14 protein-coding genes and 1 riboswitch are annotated in these 15865 nt (G+C 68.5%); of the genes, 9 read left to right on the forward strand and 5 right to left on the reverse strand.

Going from position 1 to position 15865, the window contains the following annotated elements:
- Positions 1 to 13 precede the first annotated feature (13 nt).
- The 4 genes from AC1G9C_RS23110 (at position 14) to AC1G9C_RS23125 (ending at position 4572) form a co-directional block, all read left to right on the forward strand.
- A complete protein-coding gene (locus tag AC1G9C_RS23110; RefSeq protein ID WP_480408906.1) occupies positions 14 to 1015 on the forward strand; it encodes an ArsR/SmtB family transcription factor in 1002 nt (333 codons plus the stop codon).
- The gene (gene metK / locus AC1G9C_RS23115; RefSeq protein ID WP_021444172.1) at positions 1016 to 2206 is read left to right on the forward strand and encodes a methionine adenosyltransferase; all 1191 of its coding nucleotides are present in this window, start codon (positions 1016 to 1018) and stop codon (positions 2204 to 2206) included.
- 183 nt (positions 2207 to 2389) lie between these two features.
- Positions 2390 to 4081 carry an NAD-dependent DNA ligase LigB gene (gene ligB, locus AC1G9C_RS23120; protein WP_480408907.1) on the forward strand — a complete coding sequence of 564 codons (1692 nt, stop codon included), beginning with the start codon at positions 2390 to 2392 and terminating at the stop codon, positions 4079 to 4081.
- A gap of 110 nt (positions 4082 to 4191) precedes the next feature.
- Entirely contained in the window at positions 4192 to 4572 is a 381-nt protein-coding gene (locus AC1G9C_RS23125; RefSeq protein ID WP_021445999.1) for a DUF1090 domain-containing protein, read from the forward strand.
- Here AC1G9C_RS23125 and AC1G9C_RS23130 read toward each other — a convergent pair whose 3' ends face one another.
- From AC1G9C_RS23130 to AC1G9C_RS23140, 3 genes are all read right to left on the reverse strand, one after another.
- Positions 4573 to 5019 (reverse strand): c-type cytochrome, encoded by a 447-nt coding sequence (locus tag AC1G9C_RS23130; RefSeq protein ID WP_480408908.1) that lies wholly within the window; start codon positions 5017 to 5019, stop codon positions 4573 to 4575.
- A 148-nt stretch (positions 5020 to 5167) separates the two neighbouring features.
- Positions 5168 to 6757, reverse strand: coding sequence for a methyl-accepting chemotaxis protein (locus AC1G9C_RS23135; protein WP_480408909.1), 1590 nt, complete (start codon positions 6755 to 6757; stop codon positions 5168 to 5170).
- A gap of 150 nt (positions 6758 to 6907) precedes the next feature.
- Entirely contained in the window at positions 6908 to 7294 is a 387-nt protein-coding gene (locus AC1G9C_RS23140) for an MAPEG family protein (RefSeq protein WP_480408910.1), read from the reverse strand.
- A 222-nt stretch (positions 7295 to 7516) separates the two neighbouring features.
- A riboswitch (S-adenosyl-L-homocysteine riboswitch) is annotated at positions 7517 to 7610 on the forward strand.
- 22 nt (positions 7611 to 7632) lie between these two features.
- On the opposite strand from AC1G9C_RS23140, the gene ahcY reads away from it, so the two are divergent.
- The 5 genes from ahcY to rhlE2 all read left to right on the forward strand — a co-directional run bounded on the left by ahcY (position 7633) and on the right by rhlE2 (position 14371).
- Positions 7633 to 9042 carry an adenosylhomocysteinase gene (gene ahcY / locus AC1G9C_RS23145; protein ID WP_480408911.1) on the forward strand — a complete coding sequence of 470 codons (1410 nt, stop codon included), beginning with the start codon at positions 7633 to 7635 and terminating at the stop codon, positions 9040 to 9042.
- Between the two features lie 107 nt (positions 9043 to 9149).
- Positions 9150 to 9995 (forward strand): methylenetetrahydrofolate reductase [NAD(P)H], encoded by an 846-nt coding sequence (gene metF, locus AC1G9C_RS23150; RefSeq protein ID WP_457788659.1) that lies wholly within the window; start codon positions 9150 to 9152, stop codon positions 9993 to 9995.
- A gap of 120 nt (positions 9996 to 10115) precedes the next feature.
- On the forward strand, positions 10116 to 11489 hold the full coding sequence (gene ppnN, locus AC1G9C_RS23155; protein WP_021444395.1) for a nucleotide 5'-monophosphate nucleosidase PpnN: 1374 nt from the start codon (positions 10116 to 10118) through the stop codon (positions 11487 to 11489).
- Between the two features lie 51 nt (positions 11490 to 11540).
- The gene (locus AC1G9C_RS23160) at positions 11541 to 12299 is read left to right on the forward strand and encodes a substrate-binding periplasmic protein (protein ID WP_480408912.1); all 759 of its coding nucleotides are present in this window, start codon (positions 11541 to 11543) and stop codon (positions 12297 to 12299) included.
- 188 nt (positions 12300 to 12487) lie between these two features.
- The gene (gene rhlE2, locus AC1G9C_RS23165; protein WP_480408913.1) at positions 12488 to 14371 is read left to right on the forward strand and encodes an RNA helicase RhlE2; all 1884 of its coding nucleotides are present in this window, start codon (positions 12488 to 12490) and stop codon (positions 14369 to 14371) included.
- A gap of 127 nt (positions 14372 to 14498) precedes the next feature.
- On the opposite strand, the gene AC1G9C_RS23170 is transcribed toward rhlE2, so the two are convergent.
- Positions 14499 to 15074, reverse strand: a complete 576-nt coding sequence (locus tag AC1G9C_RS23170; RefSeq protein ID WP_021443239.1) for a YceI family protein — start codon at positions 15072 to 15074, stop codon at positions 14499 to 14501.
- A 67-nt stretch (positions 15075 to 15141) separates the two neighbouring features.
- Positions 15142 to 15687: a cytochrome b gene (locus AC1G9C_RS23175; protein ID WP_480408914.1), complete on the reverse strand. Its 546-nt coding sequence runs from the start codon at positions 15685 to 15687 to the stop codon at positions 15142 to 15144.
- Positions 15688 to 15865 lie beyond the last annotated feature (178 nt).

A 15865-nucleotide genomic window follows, 5' to 3' on the forward strand; every position in this document is an offset into this window, starting at 1 on the left:
AGACTGCGCCACCATGACCCTGCGTGCCTCCCAGCTGGACTTCGACCCCTGCGACGAGCTCGCCGCCCTGTGCAAGGCCGGCGGCGATGCGCTGCGCCTGAACGTGCTGCGCGCGCTGAGCAACGACTCGTTCGGCGTGCTGGAGCTGGCGCAGATCTTCGCCATCGGCCAGTCGGGCATGAGCCACCACCTCAAGGTGCTGGCCCAGGCCGGCCTGGTGGCCACGCGCCGCGAAGGCAACGCCATCTTCTACCGCCGCGCCCTGCCCGGCGGCCGCCTGCATGCGGCGCTGCTGGAAGACATCGACGCGCTGCCGCTGCCAGGCGAAGTGCAGGCACGCATCGCCACCGTGCACCAGCAGCGTGCCACCGCCAGCCGCGACTTCTTCGCGCGCATGGCGGCGAGCTTCCAGGCCCAGCAGGACCTGATCGCGAGCCTTGCGCAGTACCGCGACAGCCTGCTGGCGCTGCTCGATGCGCTGCACTTCGCGCCGACCGCCAGCGCGCTGGAAATCGGCCCCGGCGACGGCGCCTTCCTGCCCGAGCTGGCCCGCCGCTTCGCCCGTGTCACGGCGCTGGACAACAGCCCGGCGATGCTCGAGCTGGCGCGCCAGCGCTGCGTCGGCGAAGGCCTGGACAACGTCGAGCTGCGCCTGGCCGACGCCCTGCAGGACGAACAAGCGGCCGCCGATTGCGTGGTGCTGAACATGGTGCTGCACCACTTCGCCACCCCGGCCGAGGCCTTCCGTCAGCTGGCGCGGCTGGTCGCGCCCGGCGGCAGCCTGCTGCTCAGCGAGCTGTGCAGCCACGACCAGAGCTGGGCCAGGGAAGCCTGCGGCGACCTCTGGCTCGGCTTCGAACAGGACGACCTGGCCCGCTGGGCCAGCGCCGCCGGCCTGGTTGCCGGCGAGAGCCTCTACATTGGCCTGAAGAACGGCTTTCAAATTCAGTTACGGCACTTCGCCAAACCCGATGCGCGCAGCGCCCTCAGCCTCCGGCAAGAAAGGAACCGATAGATGAGCGAATATTCCCTGTTTACCTCCGAGTCCGTGTCCGAGGGGCATCCGGACAAGATCGCCGACCAGATTTCCGATGCCGTGCTCGACGCCATCATCGCCCAGGACAAGCACGCCCGCGTGGCCGTGGAAACCCTGGTCAAGACCGGCGTGGCCATCGTCGCCGGCGAAGTCACCACCAGCGCCTGGGTCGACCTGGAGCAGATCGTCCGCGACGTGATCTGCGACATCGGCTACACCAGCAGCGACGTCGGCTTCGACGGCGCCACCTGCGGCGTGCTCAACATCATCGGCAAGCAGTCCCCGGACATCAACCAGGGTGTCGACCGCGCCAAGCCGGAAGACCAGGGCGCCGGCGATCAGGGCCTGATGTTCGGCTACGCCAGCAACGAGACCGACGTGCTGATGCCGGCGCCGATCCGCCTGTCCCACGCCCTGGTCGAGCGCCAGGCCGAGGCGCGCAAGTCCGGCCTGCTGCCCTGGCTGCGCCCGGATGCGAAATCCCAGGTCACCTGCCGCTACGAGAACGGCAAGGTGGTCGGCATCGACGCCGTGGTGCTGTCCACCCAGCACAACCCGGAAATCAGCCAGAGCGACCTGCAGGAAGCAGTGATGGAGCTGATCGTCAAGCACAGCCTGCCGGCCGAACTGCTGCATAAAGACACCCAGTACCACATCAACCCGACCGGCAAGTTCGTCATCGGCGGCCCGGTGGGCGACTGCGGCCTGACCGGGCGCAAGATCATCGTCGACAGCTACGGCGGCATGGCCCGTCACGGCGGCGGCGCCTTCTCCGGCAAGGACCCGTCCAAGGTCGACCGCAGCGCCGCCTACGCCGGCCGCTACGTGGCCAAGAACATCGTCGCCGCCGGCCTGGCCGAGCGCTGCGAGATCCAGGTGTCCTACGCCATCGGCGTGGCCCAGCCGACCTCGATTTCGGTCAATACCTTCGGCACCCACAAGATCGCCGAAGACAAGATCATCCAGCTGGTGCGCGAAGTGTTCGACCTGCGGCCCTACGCCATCACCCGCATGCTCGACCTGCTCCACCCGATGTACCAGGACACTGCCGCCTACGGCCACTTCGGCCGCACCCCGCAGCAGAAGACGGTGGGCGACGACAGCTTCACCACCTTCACCTGGGAACGCACCGACAAGGCCGCCGACCTGCGCGCCGCCGCCGGCCTGTAAGCCCCCAGCGCAACAGCCGAAGCCCCGCCATCGTGCGGGGCTTTTTGTTGGCCGCTCGTAGCCCGGATGCCACCCGGGAAACGCTGGCTGCACCCGAGCTACGCGCCGCAGCAGCGGCGTCATTCGCGCACCGGCATGCGCTCGACTAGGCTCAAGCCTTCCCCCCAAGCACGGACGCTTGCCATGAAGGCCTGGATCGCCCTGCTCCTCTTGCCCCTGGCCGCCCAGGCCGAGCCCTGCCCGCACTGGCCCGCCGGGCGCGCCAGCGCCGAACTCGATGCCCTCGCCGAGCAGATCGCCCGCTGGGACGACGCTTACCACAACCAGGGCCGCTCATTGGTCGCCGACGAGCTCTACGACCAGGCGCGCGAGCGTCTGCAGCACTGGCGCGCCTGCTTCCCCGACGCCGCCCCGGCGCTGGCCGAGCCGCTGGCCGGCGCCGCCACCCGGCTCGACCATCCGATACCACAGACCGGTCTGCGCAAGCTCGGCGATGCGGCCGTGGCCGAGTGGATCGCCAGCCGCGAGGAGCTGTGGATTCAACCCAAGGTCGACGGTGTGGCGGTCACCCTGGTCTACCGCGGCGGCACGCTGCAGCAGGCGATCAGCCGCGGCGACGGCCGCCAGGGCCAGGACTGGACGGCGCGGGCGCGGCAGTTGCCGGCCATTCCCAGGCGCCTGCGCGAGCCGCTCGATGCGGTGCTGCAGGGCGAGCTGTACTGGCGCCTGGACGGCCATGTGCAGGCGCTCGCCGGCGGCGCCGGGGCACGCGGCAAGGTGGCCGGACTGATGGCGCGGCAGACCCTGGACGAGCGCGAGGCGGCCGCTGTCGGCCTGTTCGTCTGGGACTGGCCGGACGGCCCGGCGGATATGCGCGCACGCCTGGAGGGCCTGCAGGCGCTGGGTTTCGTCGACAGCGCGGATTACACCCAGCCGCTGCACACGCCGGAGCAAGCCCGCCATTGGCGCCAGCACTGGTATCGCCAGGCCCTGCCCTTCGCCAGCGACGGCGTGGTGCTGCGCCAGGGCGCGCGGCCGCCCGGCCGGCGCTGGCAGGCCGAGGCGCCGCACTGGGCGGTGGCCTGGAAATACCCGCCGAGCCAGGCGCTGGCGGTGGTGCAGGCGGTGGACTTCAGCATCGGCCGCAGCGGGCGCATCACCCCGATCCTGCGCCTGCAGCCGGTCGACCTCGACGAGCGGCGCATCAGCCGCGTCGCCCTGGGTTCGCTGCAGGGCTGGCGCACGCTGGACGTGCGGCCCGGCGACCAGGTGGCCATCCGCCTGGCCGGGCTGACCATCCCGCGCCTGGACGGGGTGATCTGGCGAAGCCCGCAGCGCGCCCCGGTGCAGGCCCCCAATCCGGCCGACTACCACGCGCTGAGCTGCTGGCGCCTCAGCGCGAACTGCCGCCAGCAGTTCCAGGCGCGCCTGGGCTGGCTCGGCGGCAAAGGGGGCCTGGCCCTGCCCGGCGTCGGCCCGGGCACCTGGCACAGCCTGGTGGCGAACGCCCAGCTGGACGGTCTGCTCGACTGGCTGGAACTGGACGCCGCCCAGCTGCAGGCTCTGCCCGGCATTGGTGCGCGCCGCGCGGCGCAGTTGCAGCAGGCCTTCGCCCTGGCCCACCAGCGCCCGCTCGAGCAATGGCTGCGCGCCCTCGGCGCCCCACCCGGTTTCGCCGCCGAGCCGACGCCGGACTGGCCCAGCCTGCTCGCCCGTGGCCGCGCCGACTGGCAACGCCAGCGCGGCGTCGGCGCGCAGGGCGCCGAGCGGCTGCTGGCGTTCTTCCAGCACCCGGAGGTGCGGCGCCTCGGCGCGCAGTTGCAGCAGGCCGGCATTGCCGCCTTTCAACCGCGCCTGCAGGCCGCCGCGCAATAACGCGCGCAACCTTGACCCAGATCATGGTCAGCGCCTTCCTGGCTCGGCCGCAGCGAACCCCGGCGCCGCGACGCGGTCTTCCTCCAAACCCCAGCCATAAGGACAAGCCCATGATTCGTCAGCTCAGCCTGCTCGCCCTGCTGGTCGCCAGCACCGCCTTCAGCTTCGCCGACAGCGGCGTCAGCGGCTGCGCGGCCAAGCGCCAAACCCTGCAGGAGAAGATCGAGATCGCCCGTCAGCACCACAACCCTGACCAGGTGGCCGGCCTGCAACAGGCCCTGGCGCAGGTCGAAGCGCATTGCCACGACGGCGCCCTGCAGGCCGAGCGCCAGGCCGAGATCGACGAGGCGCGGCAGGAGATCGAGCAGCGCGAGATGGACCTGCGCGATGCGCTGAGCAAGGGCGATCCGGACAAGATCGCCAAGCGCCAGGCCAAGCTGGCCGAGGCGCGCGCCGAACTGGAACAGGCCGAGGCCGAACTCGCGCGCTGATCAGTAGGCGCGAAACGCCTGGTGACAGGCCTCGCAACTGTCCTCGACCTGCTGCACCGCCGGCTCCAACGCGGCGCGGCGCAGCGGCGGCGCAGCGGTGGCCTGCACCAGAGCGGCGGTGGCCTGCTCCAGCTCGCGCGCCAGCTGCTGGAACTGCGCCTGCCGCTGCCAGACCTCGTCGGTGGCCTTGCTGCGCTCGTCGTCGCGGATCTGCGGAAAGTGCTGCCAGGGCTGGCGCGACAGACGCTCCAGCTCGGCGGCGCCGGCGATAAAGCCGGCCTCGTCGTAGGCAATGCGCCCGCGCAGCATGCCGCCAAGGTCCTCGCTGACCTTGAGCATCTGCTTGAACAGCGCCTGGCGCTGGCCCAGCGGCGAATCGGGATCGACGCCGCCGCAGGCGACCAGGGTCAGGCAGGCGCAGGCCAGCAGCAGGGCTTTGAACTTCATCGCGACGCCTTCCGGAAAAAAACGGGCGGCCAGTATCGCCACTCGACCCGATCAGGCCAAGCGCGGTGTTTTACCGCAGTTGTCGCGCCGCCCGCCGCCCGCCGTCCGACGTCCGACGTCGGCAGGCGGCGCCGTGCGCACCAGCTACTCAGGTACGGAAACGATCCAGCTGCTGGTTGAGCTGGCGCACCTCGCCGTGAATCTGCGCGCTGACCTGCACCACGCTTGCGGTCTCGCCCTGGCTGCGTTCGGCCAGGCTGGAGATATGGGTCACGCGCTGGTCGATCTCCTGCGCCACCTGGCTCTGTTGCTCGGCGGCGGTGGCGATCTGCGCGTTCAGCGCGTTGATGCCGTCCACCGCACCGACTATGGCGTCGAGTACCTCGCTGGCCTGGCGGATATGGCTGAGGTTGTCCTCGGCCAGCTGCGCGCTCTGCTGCATCGCCGTCACCGCATCGCGGGCGCCGCTCTGCAGGCGCTGGATCATCGCCTGGATCTCGCCGGTGGACTGCTGGGTGCGACTGGCCAGGGTGCGCACCTCGTCGGCGACCACGGCGAAACCGCGCCCGGCCTCGCCGGCGCGCGCCGCCTCGATGGCGGCGTTGAGCGCCAGCAGGTTGGTCTGTTCGGCGATCGACCTGATCACCTCGAGCACCTTGCCCACCCCGGTGGTTTCCGCCTCCAGGCACTGCACCTGGGCGCCGCTGCGTTGCAGCTGGGCGCTCAGCTCGGCGATCTGCGCGGCGCTGCGCTGCACCACCTGCTGGCCGCTCTGCGCGCAGTCGTCGGCGCTGCGTGCCGATTCGGCGGCGTGCGCGGCATGCCGGGCCACCTCCGCCACGGTGGCGCTCATCTCGTTCATCGCCGTGGCCACCTGGTCGAGGTCCTCGTACTGGCGGCGCACGCCGTCGCCGGCCGCCTGCGCCGCGCCGACCACGCTGCCGACGTGTTCGCCGGTGCGCTCGCCGCTGCGCTTGACCTCCGCCAGCAGGCCGCGCACCTGCTCCTGCATGCGGTTGTAGCCGGCGAAGATGCGGCCGATCTCGTTGTCACCCTGGCGCCCGTCCAGGCCGCGGGTGAAGTCGCCGGAGCCGACCCGGGTCAGCGCGCCTTCCACCGCATTGAGGTTGTGCATCAGCGGGCGCAGGCCGAACTGGCGGCCGAGCACCACCAGGGCGAGGATGCCCAGCACGCAGCCGAAGGCCAGCCACATCTGCCGCCGCTGGCTACCCTCGGCGTGCGCCGCCATCAGCCCGACGGCCTGGTTCATCTCGCGCAGCAGCTGCACCGACTGCTGCTCCAGGGCCGCGAGGTCGACCGCCGTGTCGCCGCCGACCAGGCGCTGCAGCTGGCCGCGAAAGCCCTGCCAGAGAGCGCCGACCTTGTTCATCTGCGCCTGCACGTTGGGCTCGGCGATGGCGCTGATATTGCGCGCCGGGTTGCCGGCCAGCAGGTCGCGGTGAGCGCCGTCGAACTGCGCCATGGTCGCTTCCAAGGCGGTCGCCGGCAGCACGCCTTCGCGCAGCAGCAGCGCCTCCTTGGTCATCTTCTGGCTGAGCATGCGCTGCGCACCGGCGACGTTGATGGTCTCCGGCGACACCGACATGCTCAGGTACAGCGCCACCGAGGCGATCACCGCCAGGAGGAACATCAGCGCGTAGGAAAACAGGAACTGCTGATTCAGCGTGCGCAGGCCGATGGCGCAGAGCAGGCGGTCGAACAAGGCGGTGGCGGACATGAGAGGCTCCCTGGCAGACGGCGGGAACCCCCGCCAAATAATCGGGAGCAAGCAAGAAAGTGGCCAGCCGCCAGCAGCCTGGCGCCCTGTTTATCGCGGCAAAATGCACCAGAACGGCGCGCCGACCGAGCGGTCACGCGCCGTTTCGGCTCAGGCCGAGACCACGAACAGGGCGACGATCAGGCCCATGCCGGCGAGCCACACCAGCGTACGGATCGGTCCCCAGTCGGCCAGGTAGCAGAGCAAATACAGCACCCGGCTGACCACGAAGGCGATCGCCAGTTGATCCAGCAGCCCCTGCGCGGCACCGCCGGCCTGGTGGGCGATGATCACCGCCGCGGCGAACGCCGGGGTCACCTCGAAGCCGTTGAGCTGGGCGTTGTGGGCGCGCTTGCGCCAGCCCTGCAGAGCGGCGAGGAAGGCGCGCGGGTCGCTGTTGGCGCGCGGCCCGTAGCCGGCGCCGAGGAACTTGGCGCTGGCGGTGGCCAGGTAGGGCAGGACGATGGCGATCAGGACGCACCAGTAGGCGAGGGTCATGCAGGCTCCGCAGTTCGCTGAGGGAGTGCGCAGCTTGGACCGCCCGCGGGCCGGGCGTCCATGACCCGGCCGGGACAGGTCGACGGCGATCCGGCCAATGCGCCGGCGGCAGTGGCCAGCGGCGCCGCGCAAAGACCGACGGAAAGCCTTGGGCTGCACGCCGCACGCGGCTATAATCCGCCAGCTTCACGCAGCCGGCACCGCTCCGGCCGCTCCCGCCACCCGTCCGAGGGGCGCTGCAGCAAATCCGCCAGGTGCGGACTTTGTCAGGCTCGGATGGGGCGTTAACCATACGCATCAACGGCGCCCATTCGCAGACAACGAATGGAGAACTCATCATGAGCGCTGTACTGACGCCTGCCGGTTTTACCGACTACAAGGTCGCCGACATTTCCCTGGCCGACTGGGGCCGCAAAGAGCTGATCATCGCCGAATCCGAGATGCCGGCGCTGATGGGCCTGCGCCGCAAGTACGCCGCCAGCCAGCCGCTCAAGGGCGCGAAGATCATCGGCTGCATCCACATGACCATCCAGACCGGCGTGCTGATCGAGACCCTGATCGCGTTGGGTGCCGAGGTGCGCTGGTCAAGCTGCAACATCTTCTCCACCCAGGACCAGGCCGCTGCCGCCATCGCCGCCGCCGGCATCCCGGTGTTCGCCTGGAAGGGCGAGACCGAGCAGGAGTACGAGTGGTGCATCGAGCAGACCATCCTCAAGGACGGCAAGCCGTGGGACGCCAACATGGTGCTGGACGACGGCGGCGACCTGACCGAAATCCTGCACAAGAAATACCCGCAGATGCTCGAGCGCATCCACGGCGTCACCGAGGAAACCACCACCGGCGTGCACCGCCTGCTCGACATGCTCAAGGCCGGCACCCTGAAAGTCCCGGCGATCAACGTCAACGACGCGGTGACCAAGAGCAAGAACGACAACAAGTACGGCTGCCGCCACAGCCTCAACGACGCCATCAAGCGCGGCACCGACCATCTGCTGTCCGGCAAGCAGGCGCTGGTGATCGGCTACGGCGACGTGGGCAAGGGCTCGGCGCAGTCGCTGCGTCAGGAAGGCATGATCGTCAAGGTCTCCGAGATCGATCCGATCTGCGCCATGCAGGCCTGCATGGACGGCTTCGAGCTGGTCTCGCCGTACAAGAACGGCCTCAACGACGGCACCGAGGCCAGCGTCGACGCCGCGCTGCTGGGCAAGATCGACCTGATCGTCACCACCACCGGCAACGTCAACGTGTGCGACGCGGGCATGCTCAAGGCGCTGAAGAAGCGCGCCGTGGTGTGCAACATCGGCCACTTCGACAACGAGATCGACACCGCCTTCATGCGCAAGCACTGGGCGTGGGAAGAGGTCAAACCGCAGGTGCACAAGATCCACCGCACCGGCGCCGGCACTTTCGATCCGGCCAACGACGACTACCTGATTCTGCTGGCCGAAGGCCGCCTGGTGAACCTGGGCAATGCCACCGGCCACCCGAGCCGGATCATGGACGGCTCCTTCGCCAACCAAGTGCTGGCGCAGATCTTCCTGTTCGAGCAGAAGTTCGCCGACCTCTCCCCGGAGAAGAAAGCCGAGCGCCTGACCGTGGAAGTGCTGCCGAAGAAGCTCGACGAAGAAGTGGCGCTGGAGATGGTCAAGGGCTTCGGCGGCGTGGTCACCCGCCTGACCCCGCAGCAGGCCGAGTACATCGGCGTCACCGTGGAAGGCCCGTTCAAGCCGGACGCCTACCGCTACTAAGCAGCACCAGGCGTAGGGTGGGCAGGCCGGCGAGCGGCCTGCCCACCTGCTCGAGCATGACGGTGGACAAGCTGCGCCTGTCCGCCCTACACACGTGGAAACTCCGTATGAGCCAAGAACGCCGCTACAGCTTCGAGTTCTTCCCCACCAAGACCGAAGCCGGGCACGAAAAACTGATGAACGTGGCGCGCCAGCTGGCCAGCTACAACCCCGACTTCTTCTCCTGCACCTACGGCGCCGGCGGCTCCACCCGCGACCGCACGCTGAACACCGTGCTGCAGCTCGACGGCGAGGTGAAGGTGCCCACCGCGCCGCACCTGTCCTGCGTCGGCGACAGCAAGGCCGAGCTGCGCGAGCTGCTGACCCTGTACAAGACCGCCGGGATCAAGCGCATCGTCGCCCTGCGCGGCGATCTGCCGTCGGGCATGGGCATGGCCAGCGGCGAGCTGCGCTACGCCAACGAGCTGGTCGGCTTCATCCGCGAGGAAACCGGCGAGCACTTCCATATCGAGATCGCCGCCTACCCGGAGATGCACCCGCAGGCGCGCAATTTCGAGGACGATATCGCCAACTTCGTGCGCAAGGCCAAGGCCGGCGCCGACAGCGCGATCACCCAGTACTTCTTCAACGCCGACAGCTACTTCTACTTCGTCGAGCGCGTGCAGAAACTGGGCGTGGATATCCCGGTGGTGCCGGGCATCATGCCGATCACCAACTACAGCAAGCTGGCGCGCTTCTCCGACGCCTGCGGCGCGGAGATCCCACGCTGGGTGCGCAAGCAGCTGGAAGCCTACGGCGACGACATCGAGAGCATCCAGGCCTTCGGCGAACAGGTGATCAGCGAGATGTGCGAACGCCTGCTGCAAGGCGGCGCACCGGGGCTGCACTTCTACACCCTGAACCAGGCCGACCCCAGCCTGGCGATCTGGAACAACCTCAAGCTGCCACGCTGAGGCCCGCCGCCCGAGCCGGCGCCGTTGCTGGGCGCCGGCTTGCCGGCGATACGCCGTTCGCCGGCGCCTCCACGACGCTCTTTGCGCGCCACACCCCGCTTTCCGAAGGACCGCCCCGCCATGCAGAAACGCCCGAGAATCAACGCCTCCGTCAGCCCCAAGGGCAGCCTGGAAACCCTGTCGCAGCGCGAAGTGCAGCAGCTGCGCGAGACCGGCTCCGGCAGTGTCTACCGCCTGTTCCGCCAGTGCGCGCTGGCGATCCTCAACACCGGCTCGCACAGCGACAACGCCAAGACCATCCTCGAGGCCTACCCGGACTTCGAGGTGCATATCCACCAGCAGGATCGCGGCATCCGCCTGGAACTGGTCAACGCCCCGGCGGACGCCTTCGTCGACGGCGAGATGATCGCCAGCACCCGCGAGATGCTGTTCAGCGCCCTGCGCGACATCGTCTACACGCAGAGCGAGCTGGAGAACAAGCGCATCGACCTGGACAGCTCCGAAGGCATCACCGACTACGTCTTCCACCTGCTGCGCAACGCACGCACCCTGCGCAGCGGCGTCGAGCCGAAGATGGTGGTGTGCTGGGGCGGCCACTCGATCAGCACCGACGAGTACAAGTACACCAAGAAGGTCGGCCACGAGCTGGGCCTGCGCGGCCTGGACATCTGCACCGGCTGCGGCCCGGGGGTGATGAAGGGGCCGATGAAGGGCGCCACCATCAGCCACGCCAAGCAGCGCAACCTGGGCGGGCGCTATCTGGGCCTGACCGAGCCGGGGATCATCGCCGCCGAGGCACCCAACCCCATCGTCAACGAACTGGTGATCCTGCCGGACATCGAGAAGCGCCTGGAGGCCTTCGTCCGCGTCGGCCACGGCATCATCATCTTCCCCGGCGGCGCCGGCACCGCCGAAGAGCTTCTCTATCTGCTCGGCATCCTCACCCACCCGGACAACCGCGACCTGCCCTTCCCGGTGATCATCACCGGGCCGAAGACCGCCGCCACCTATCTGCAGCAGCTGCACGAGTTCATCGGCGAGACCCTCGGCGAAGCCGCCCAGCAGCGCTATCGGATGATCTTCAACGACCCCGCCGAGGTGGCCCGCGAGATGGCCGCCGGGATCAAGGCGGTGCGCCAGTTCCGCCGCGAGCGCAACGACGCCTTCCACTTCAACTGGCTGCTGAAGATCGACGAAAGCTTCCAGCGCCCGTTCGAACCGACCCACGCCAACATGGCCGGACTCAAGCTGACCCGCCAGCAGCCGCTGCACGAACTGGCGGCCAACCTGCGCCGCGCCTTCTCCGGCATAGTCGCCGGCAACGTCAAGGAGAACGGCATCCGCCTGATCGAGCAGCACGGCCCCTACGAGATCCGTGGCGAGACGAGCATCATGCGCCCGCTGGATCGCCTGCTGCAGGCCTTCGTCGAGCAGCACCGGATGAAGCTGCCGGGCGGCAGCGCCTATGAGCCCTGCTACCGGGTGGTCGACTGACCCGCGCCGCCGGCGCTTTCGCGGCGCCGGCAAAATCGTTAATATGGCGCAATGCCATTATTCCAGCGCCAGATTCTCGCCATTCTCCTGCTGTGCGGCCTCGCCTTCGAGGCTCGCGGCGAGACGCTGCGCCTGGTCACCGAGGCCTGGGCGCCCTACGTCTACCAGGACGACGACCAGCCCGCCGGCCTCGACTACGAGATCAGCCGCGAGGTGCTGCGCCGCCTGGGCGTCGAGCTGGAGCTGCAGTTCATGCCCTGGAAGCGCTGCCTGCTGGCGCTGGAGCAGGGCCAGGCCGACGGCATCCTCGACATCTTCCATCTGCCCGAGCGCGAGGCGCAGATGCTGTTCGTCGACGAGACGCTGAGCGAGGTCGAGCTGGTGCTGTTCTTCGCCCGCAAACGCCCCTACCCCTACCGGCGTCTGGAGGATCTGCAGGACCTGGTGATCGGCATCTCGCCAGGCTACTGGTACAACGACGAGGCCTTTCGCAGCTCGCCGCTGTTCAGCCGCGAAGAGGCACCGACCCACGAGGCCAACCTCGGCAAGCTGGTGCGCCAGCGCGTCGATCTGGTGGTTAATGACCGCCGCGCCGGCCTCTACCTGACCGCCCAGCTGGGCCTGCAGGAGCAGGTCGACTACCACCGCAAGCCCATCGGCCACGACCGCCTGTACCTGGCCCTGCGCCGCGACCCGGCGCTGCAGCGTCTGGCCGCCGAGTTCGCCAGCGAACTGCGCCGCTTCAAGCGCGAGCCCGCCTACGCCCGCCTGCAGGCACGCTACGCCACCCCCACACCGTCCAGGCCGTGAACCAACCGACAGGCTGGTGACTACGCGAACCGCTCGCTCTGTTATACTCGGGCCTTCCCGCCAGGCTTGCGCCCGGATGCTAGTCCCCTAGAGGCCAGCAGTACCGGACGGGATCATGCTTCCCACGCGTGATTCAAGCCAGGCTCTACACCCCCAGGGCCACGCCCTCACTTAGTACAGGATTGCTCATGTCCTTTGCCTCCCTCGGTCTCTCCGAGGCTCTAGTCCGTGCGGTCGAGTCCGCCGGCTACACCCAGCCCACTCCGGTGCAACAGCGGGCCATTCCCGCCGTGTTGCAAGGTCGCGATCTCATGGTGGCGGCCCAGACGGGTACAGGTAAGACGGGCGGTTTCGCCCTGCCGATCCTCGAACGCCTGTTTCCGGGCGGTCATCCGGATCGCGAACAACGTCACGGCCCGAAACAGCCGCGCGTGCTGGTGCTGACCCCCACTCGCGAACTGGCCGCCCAGGTGCATGACAGCTTCAAGGTCTATGCCCGCGATTTGAAATTCGTCAGCGCCTGCATCTTCGGCGGCGTTGGCATGAACCCGCAGGTCCAGGCCCTGGCCAAGGGTGTCGACGTGCTGGTGGCCTGCCCCGGTCGCCTGCTCGACCTGGCCAATCAGAAAGCCATCGACCTGTCTCATGTCGAAATCCTCGTGCTCGACGAAGCCGACCGCATGCTCGACATGGGTTTCATCCACGATGTGAAGAAGGTGCTGGCCAAGCTGCCGGCGCAGCGCCAGAACCTGCTGTTCTCGGCGACCTTCTCCAAGGACATCACCGACCTGGCCGGCAAGCTGCTGCACAACCCCGAGCGCATCGAGGTAACGCCGCCGAACACCACGGTCGAGCGCATCGAACAGCGCGTGTTCCATCTACCCTCCAGCCACAAGCGCGCCCTGCTCGCCCACCTGATCACCCAGGGCGCCTGGGAACAGGTGCTGGTGTTCACCCGCACCAAGCACGGCGCCAACCGCCTGGCCGAGTACCTCGACAAGCACGGCCTGCCGGCCGCCGCGATCCACGGCAACAAGAGCCAGAACGCGCGCACCAAGGCCCTGGCCGACTTCAAGGCCAACCAGGTGCGCATCCTGGTGGCCACCGATATCGCCGCCCGCGGCCTGGATATCGACCAACTGCCGCACGTGGTCAACTTCGAGCTGCCCAACGTCGAGGAAGATTACGTGCACCGCATCGGCCGCACCGGCCGCGCCGGGCGTAGCGGCGAGGCGATCTCGCTGGTGGCGCCGGACGAGGAGAAGCTGCTCAAGAGCATCGAGCGGATGACCAAGCAGAAGATCCCCGACGGCGACCTGATGGGCTTCGATGCCAGCACCGTCGAGGCCGAGCGCCCGGAAACCCGCGAACCGCGCCAGCCGCGCGGGCAGAAGCAGCCCAAGGCGCAGAACGCCCAGGGCGGCGACAAGCCCAAGGGCGAGCGCCATGGCGTCGGCCGCAAGGACAAGGGCAAGGACAGCGGCAAGGAGCACAAGAGCAAGCCGCAGCAACAGGGCCAGAACCGTCGCAGCCAGGCGCCGCGCGGCAGCAGCCAGGCGGCCGCCGCCCCGGCCATTCCGCCGTTGCCTCCGGACCGCGCGCCGGACGAGTTCCGCGACGACGAGATCGACAACTTCGGCAACCGCGTCGACTACGTCAGCCCGATCCAGAACAAACCCCAGGGCCGCGGCCGTCGCTCCGGCGGCGGCGCTCCCGGCAACGGCGCGCCCCAGGGCCAGCGTCCGGCCAACAAGGGCCCGCGCAGCAACGCCAATGGCGCCGGCGGCGCCGGCAAGGGCCGTCGCCAGGGCGGCGGTCAGGCGGCACAGGGCCGCAATGGTGCGGGCCGTGGTCGCCCGGCGCACGACGGCCGCATCACCTCGCTCGATCGCGACGAGCTGCCGCGTTCGGAAGCCCTGGTGCGCAACCCGCGCGAGAAGCAACCGGTGATAGTGCACAAGGGCTCGCGCCTGGATCGCTTCCCGACCCCGGAGCAACTCGACGAGCTGGCCAACAGCAGCCGCCCGCGCGGCGAGAAGCCAGCCCTGCTGACGCGCAACCGCGAAGAGTAGGCCAAGGCCGCCAACGAAAACGCCGCCCCATGGGGCGGCGTTTTTGTTTCTGCCAGAACGTACCCCGGATGCAAGCCGGGGGCAGGGAATGGCAGGCCCCGGATTACATCCGGGCTACACCCTGCGGTTACTGGCGGATACCTTCGATGGAGAGGATCAGCTCGACGGTCTCGGACGCCGGGCCGAGGTCCATGGCGATATCGAAGTCCTTCAGCTTCAGCGTGGTGCTGCCCTCGAAACCGGCACGGTAGCCGCCCCAGGGGTCGGAGCCTTCGCCGATGAACTTGGCGGCGATCACCACCGGCTTGGTCACGCCGTTGAGGGTCAGGTTGCCGCTGATGTCGGCGGTGCCTTCGCCGGTGGACTTCACCGAGGTGGACTCGAAGGTCGCGGTCGGGTGCTTGCCGACACTGAGGAAGTCGTCGCTGCGGATATGCTTGTCGCGCTCGGCATGGTTGGTGTCGACGCTGGCGGTGTTGAGAGTGACGCTGACGGTGCTCGCCTCGGGATTGGCGGCGTCGAAGCTGAACTTGCCGTCGAAATCCTTGAAGGTGCCGTACAGCCAGCTGTAGCCCAGGTGGCTGATCTTGAAGTTGACGAAGGCGTGCTGGCCTTTCTTGTCGATGGCGTAGTCGGCGGCCAGGGCCTGGCCACCGATCAGGGCGCTGCCCAGGGCCAGGGCGACGAGGGTTTTCTTCAACATGGGTGAATCTCCTGCTGAGGTTGAGCGAAGGGCGCGGCTCGAGGCCCACGCCGGAAGGAACGACGAATCAACGGCCGAACATGCGCAGCAAGGTGCTGTCGCGGTCGATGAAATGGTGTTTCAGCGCGGCCAGGGCATGCACCCCGGCGAATAGCACCAGGCCCCAGGCCAGGTACTCGTGCACCAGGCCGGCGACGTCCTCCTGCTGCGGCAGGCCGGTAAGCGTCGCCGGCACCGCGAACAGGCCGAACACCTCGATGGCGCGACCGTCGGCGGTGGAAATCAGGTAGCCGGAAAGCATCAGCACGAACAGGCCGAGGTAGAGCAGGCGGTGACCCAGCTTGGAGGCCAGGCGGGTGGCCCGGTCGTGGCTGGCCAGGGCCGCCGGCGGCGGGCTCAGCCAACGCCACAGCATGCGCAGCAGCATCAGCGCGAACAGCGTGATGCCGATGCTCTTGTGCAGCTCGGGGGCGCGCTGGCGCCAGGGGTCGTAGTAACCCAGCTCCATCATCCACAGGCCCAGGCCGAACAGGCCGAAGACGGCCAGGGCCACCAGCCAGTGCAGCAGCACGCTGACCAGGCCGTAACGGGAGGGGGTGTTGCGCCACTGCATGGGAAGGCTTCCGTAGACGAGAGGTTGAGCAAGACTAGCGACAAAACTATCGATTTAAAGCGAAAAATTTCGCTATGAAATATCGAGAAATACGATATTTGCACGGTGGATTTCCGACCAGCCAGCTTAGTCCAACACCGCCACCCTGAAGTTGTCGGCAGGCGCCAAGCGGCAGCTG

It is taken from the genome of Pseudomonas sp. ABa2, assembly GCF_056676075.1.

What these genes read in the sequence shown, in the direction of transcription:
- metF (WP_457788659.1), top strand. Translation starts at nt 9,150, where the DNA reads ATGAGCCAAGAACGCCGCTACAGCTTCGAGTTCTTCCCCACCAAGACC.
- AC1G9C_RS23140 (WP_480408910.1), bottom strand. Translation starts at nt 7,294, where the DNA reads ATGACCCTCGCCTACTGGTGCGTCCTGATCGCCATCGTCCTGCCCTAC.
- AC1G9C_RS23160 (WP_480408912.1), top strand. Translation starts at nt 11,541, where the DNA reads ATGCCATTATTCCAGCGCCAGATTCTCGCCATTCTCCTGCTGTGCGGC.
- AC1G9C_RS23110 (WP_480408906.1), top strand. Translation starts at nt 14, where the DNA reads ATGACCCTGCGTGCCTCCCAGCTGGACTTCGACCCCTGCGACGAGCTC.
- AC1G9C_RS23125 (WP_021445999.1), top strand. Translation starts at nt 4,192, where the DNA reads ATGATTCGTCAGCTCAGCCTGCTCGCCCTGCTGGTCGCCAGCACCGCC.
- AC1G9C_RS23175 (WP_480408914.1), bottom strand. Translation starts at nt 15,687, where the DNA reads ATGCAGTGGCGCAACACCCCCTCCCGTTACGGCCTGGTCAGCGTGCTG.
- ligB (WP_480408907.1), top strand. Translation starts at nt 2,390, where the DNA reads ATGAAGGCCTGGATCGCCCTGCTCCTCTTGCCCCTGGCCGCCCAGGCC.
- AC1G9C_RS23130 (WP_480408908.1), bottom strand. Translation starts at nt 5,019, where the DNA reads ATGAAGTTCAAAGCCCTGCTGCTGGCCTGCGCCTGCCTGACCCTGGTC.
- metK (WP_021444172.1), top strand. Translation starts at nt 1,016, where the DNA reads ATGAGCGAATATTCCCTGTTTACCTCCGAGTCCGTGTCCGAGGGGCAT.
- AC1G9C_RS23135 (WP_480408909.1), bottom strand. Translation starts at nt 6,757, where the DNA reads ATGTCCGCCACCGCCTTGTTCGACCGCCTGCTCTGCGCCATCGGCCTG.
- rhlE2 (WP_480408913.1), top strand. Translation starts at nt 12,488, where the DNA reads ATGTCCTTTGCCTCCCTCGGTCTCTCCGAGGCTCTAGTCCGTGCGGTC.
- ahcY (WP_480408911.1), top strand. Translation starts at nt 7,633, where the DNA reads ATGAGCGCTGTACTGACGCCTGCCGGTTTTACCGACTACAAGGTCGCC.
- AC1G9C_RS23170 (WP_021443239.1), bottom strand. Translation starts at nt 15,074, where the DNA reads ATGTTGAAGAAAACCCTCGTCGCCCTGGCCCTGGGCAGCGCCCTGATC.
- ppnN (WP_021444395.1), top strand. Translation starts at nt 10,116, where the DNA reads ATGCAGAAACGCCCGAGAATCAACGCCTCCGTCAGCCCCAAGGGCAGC.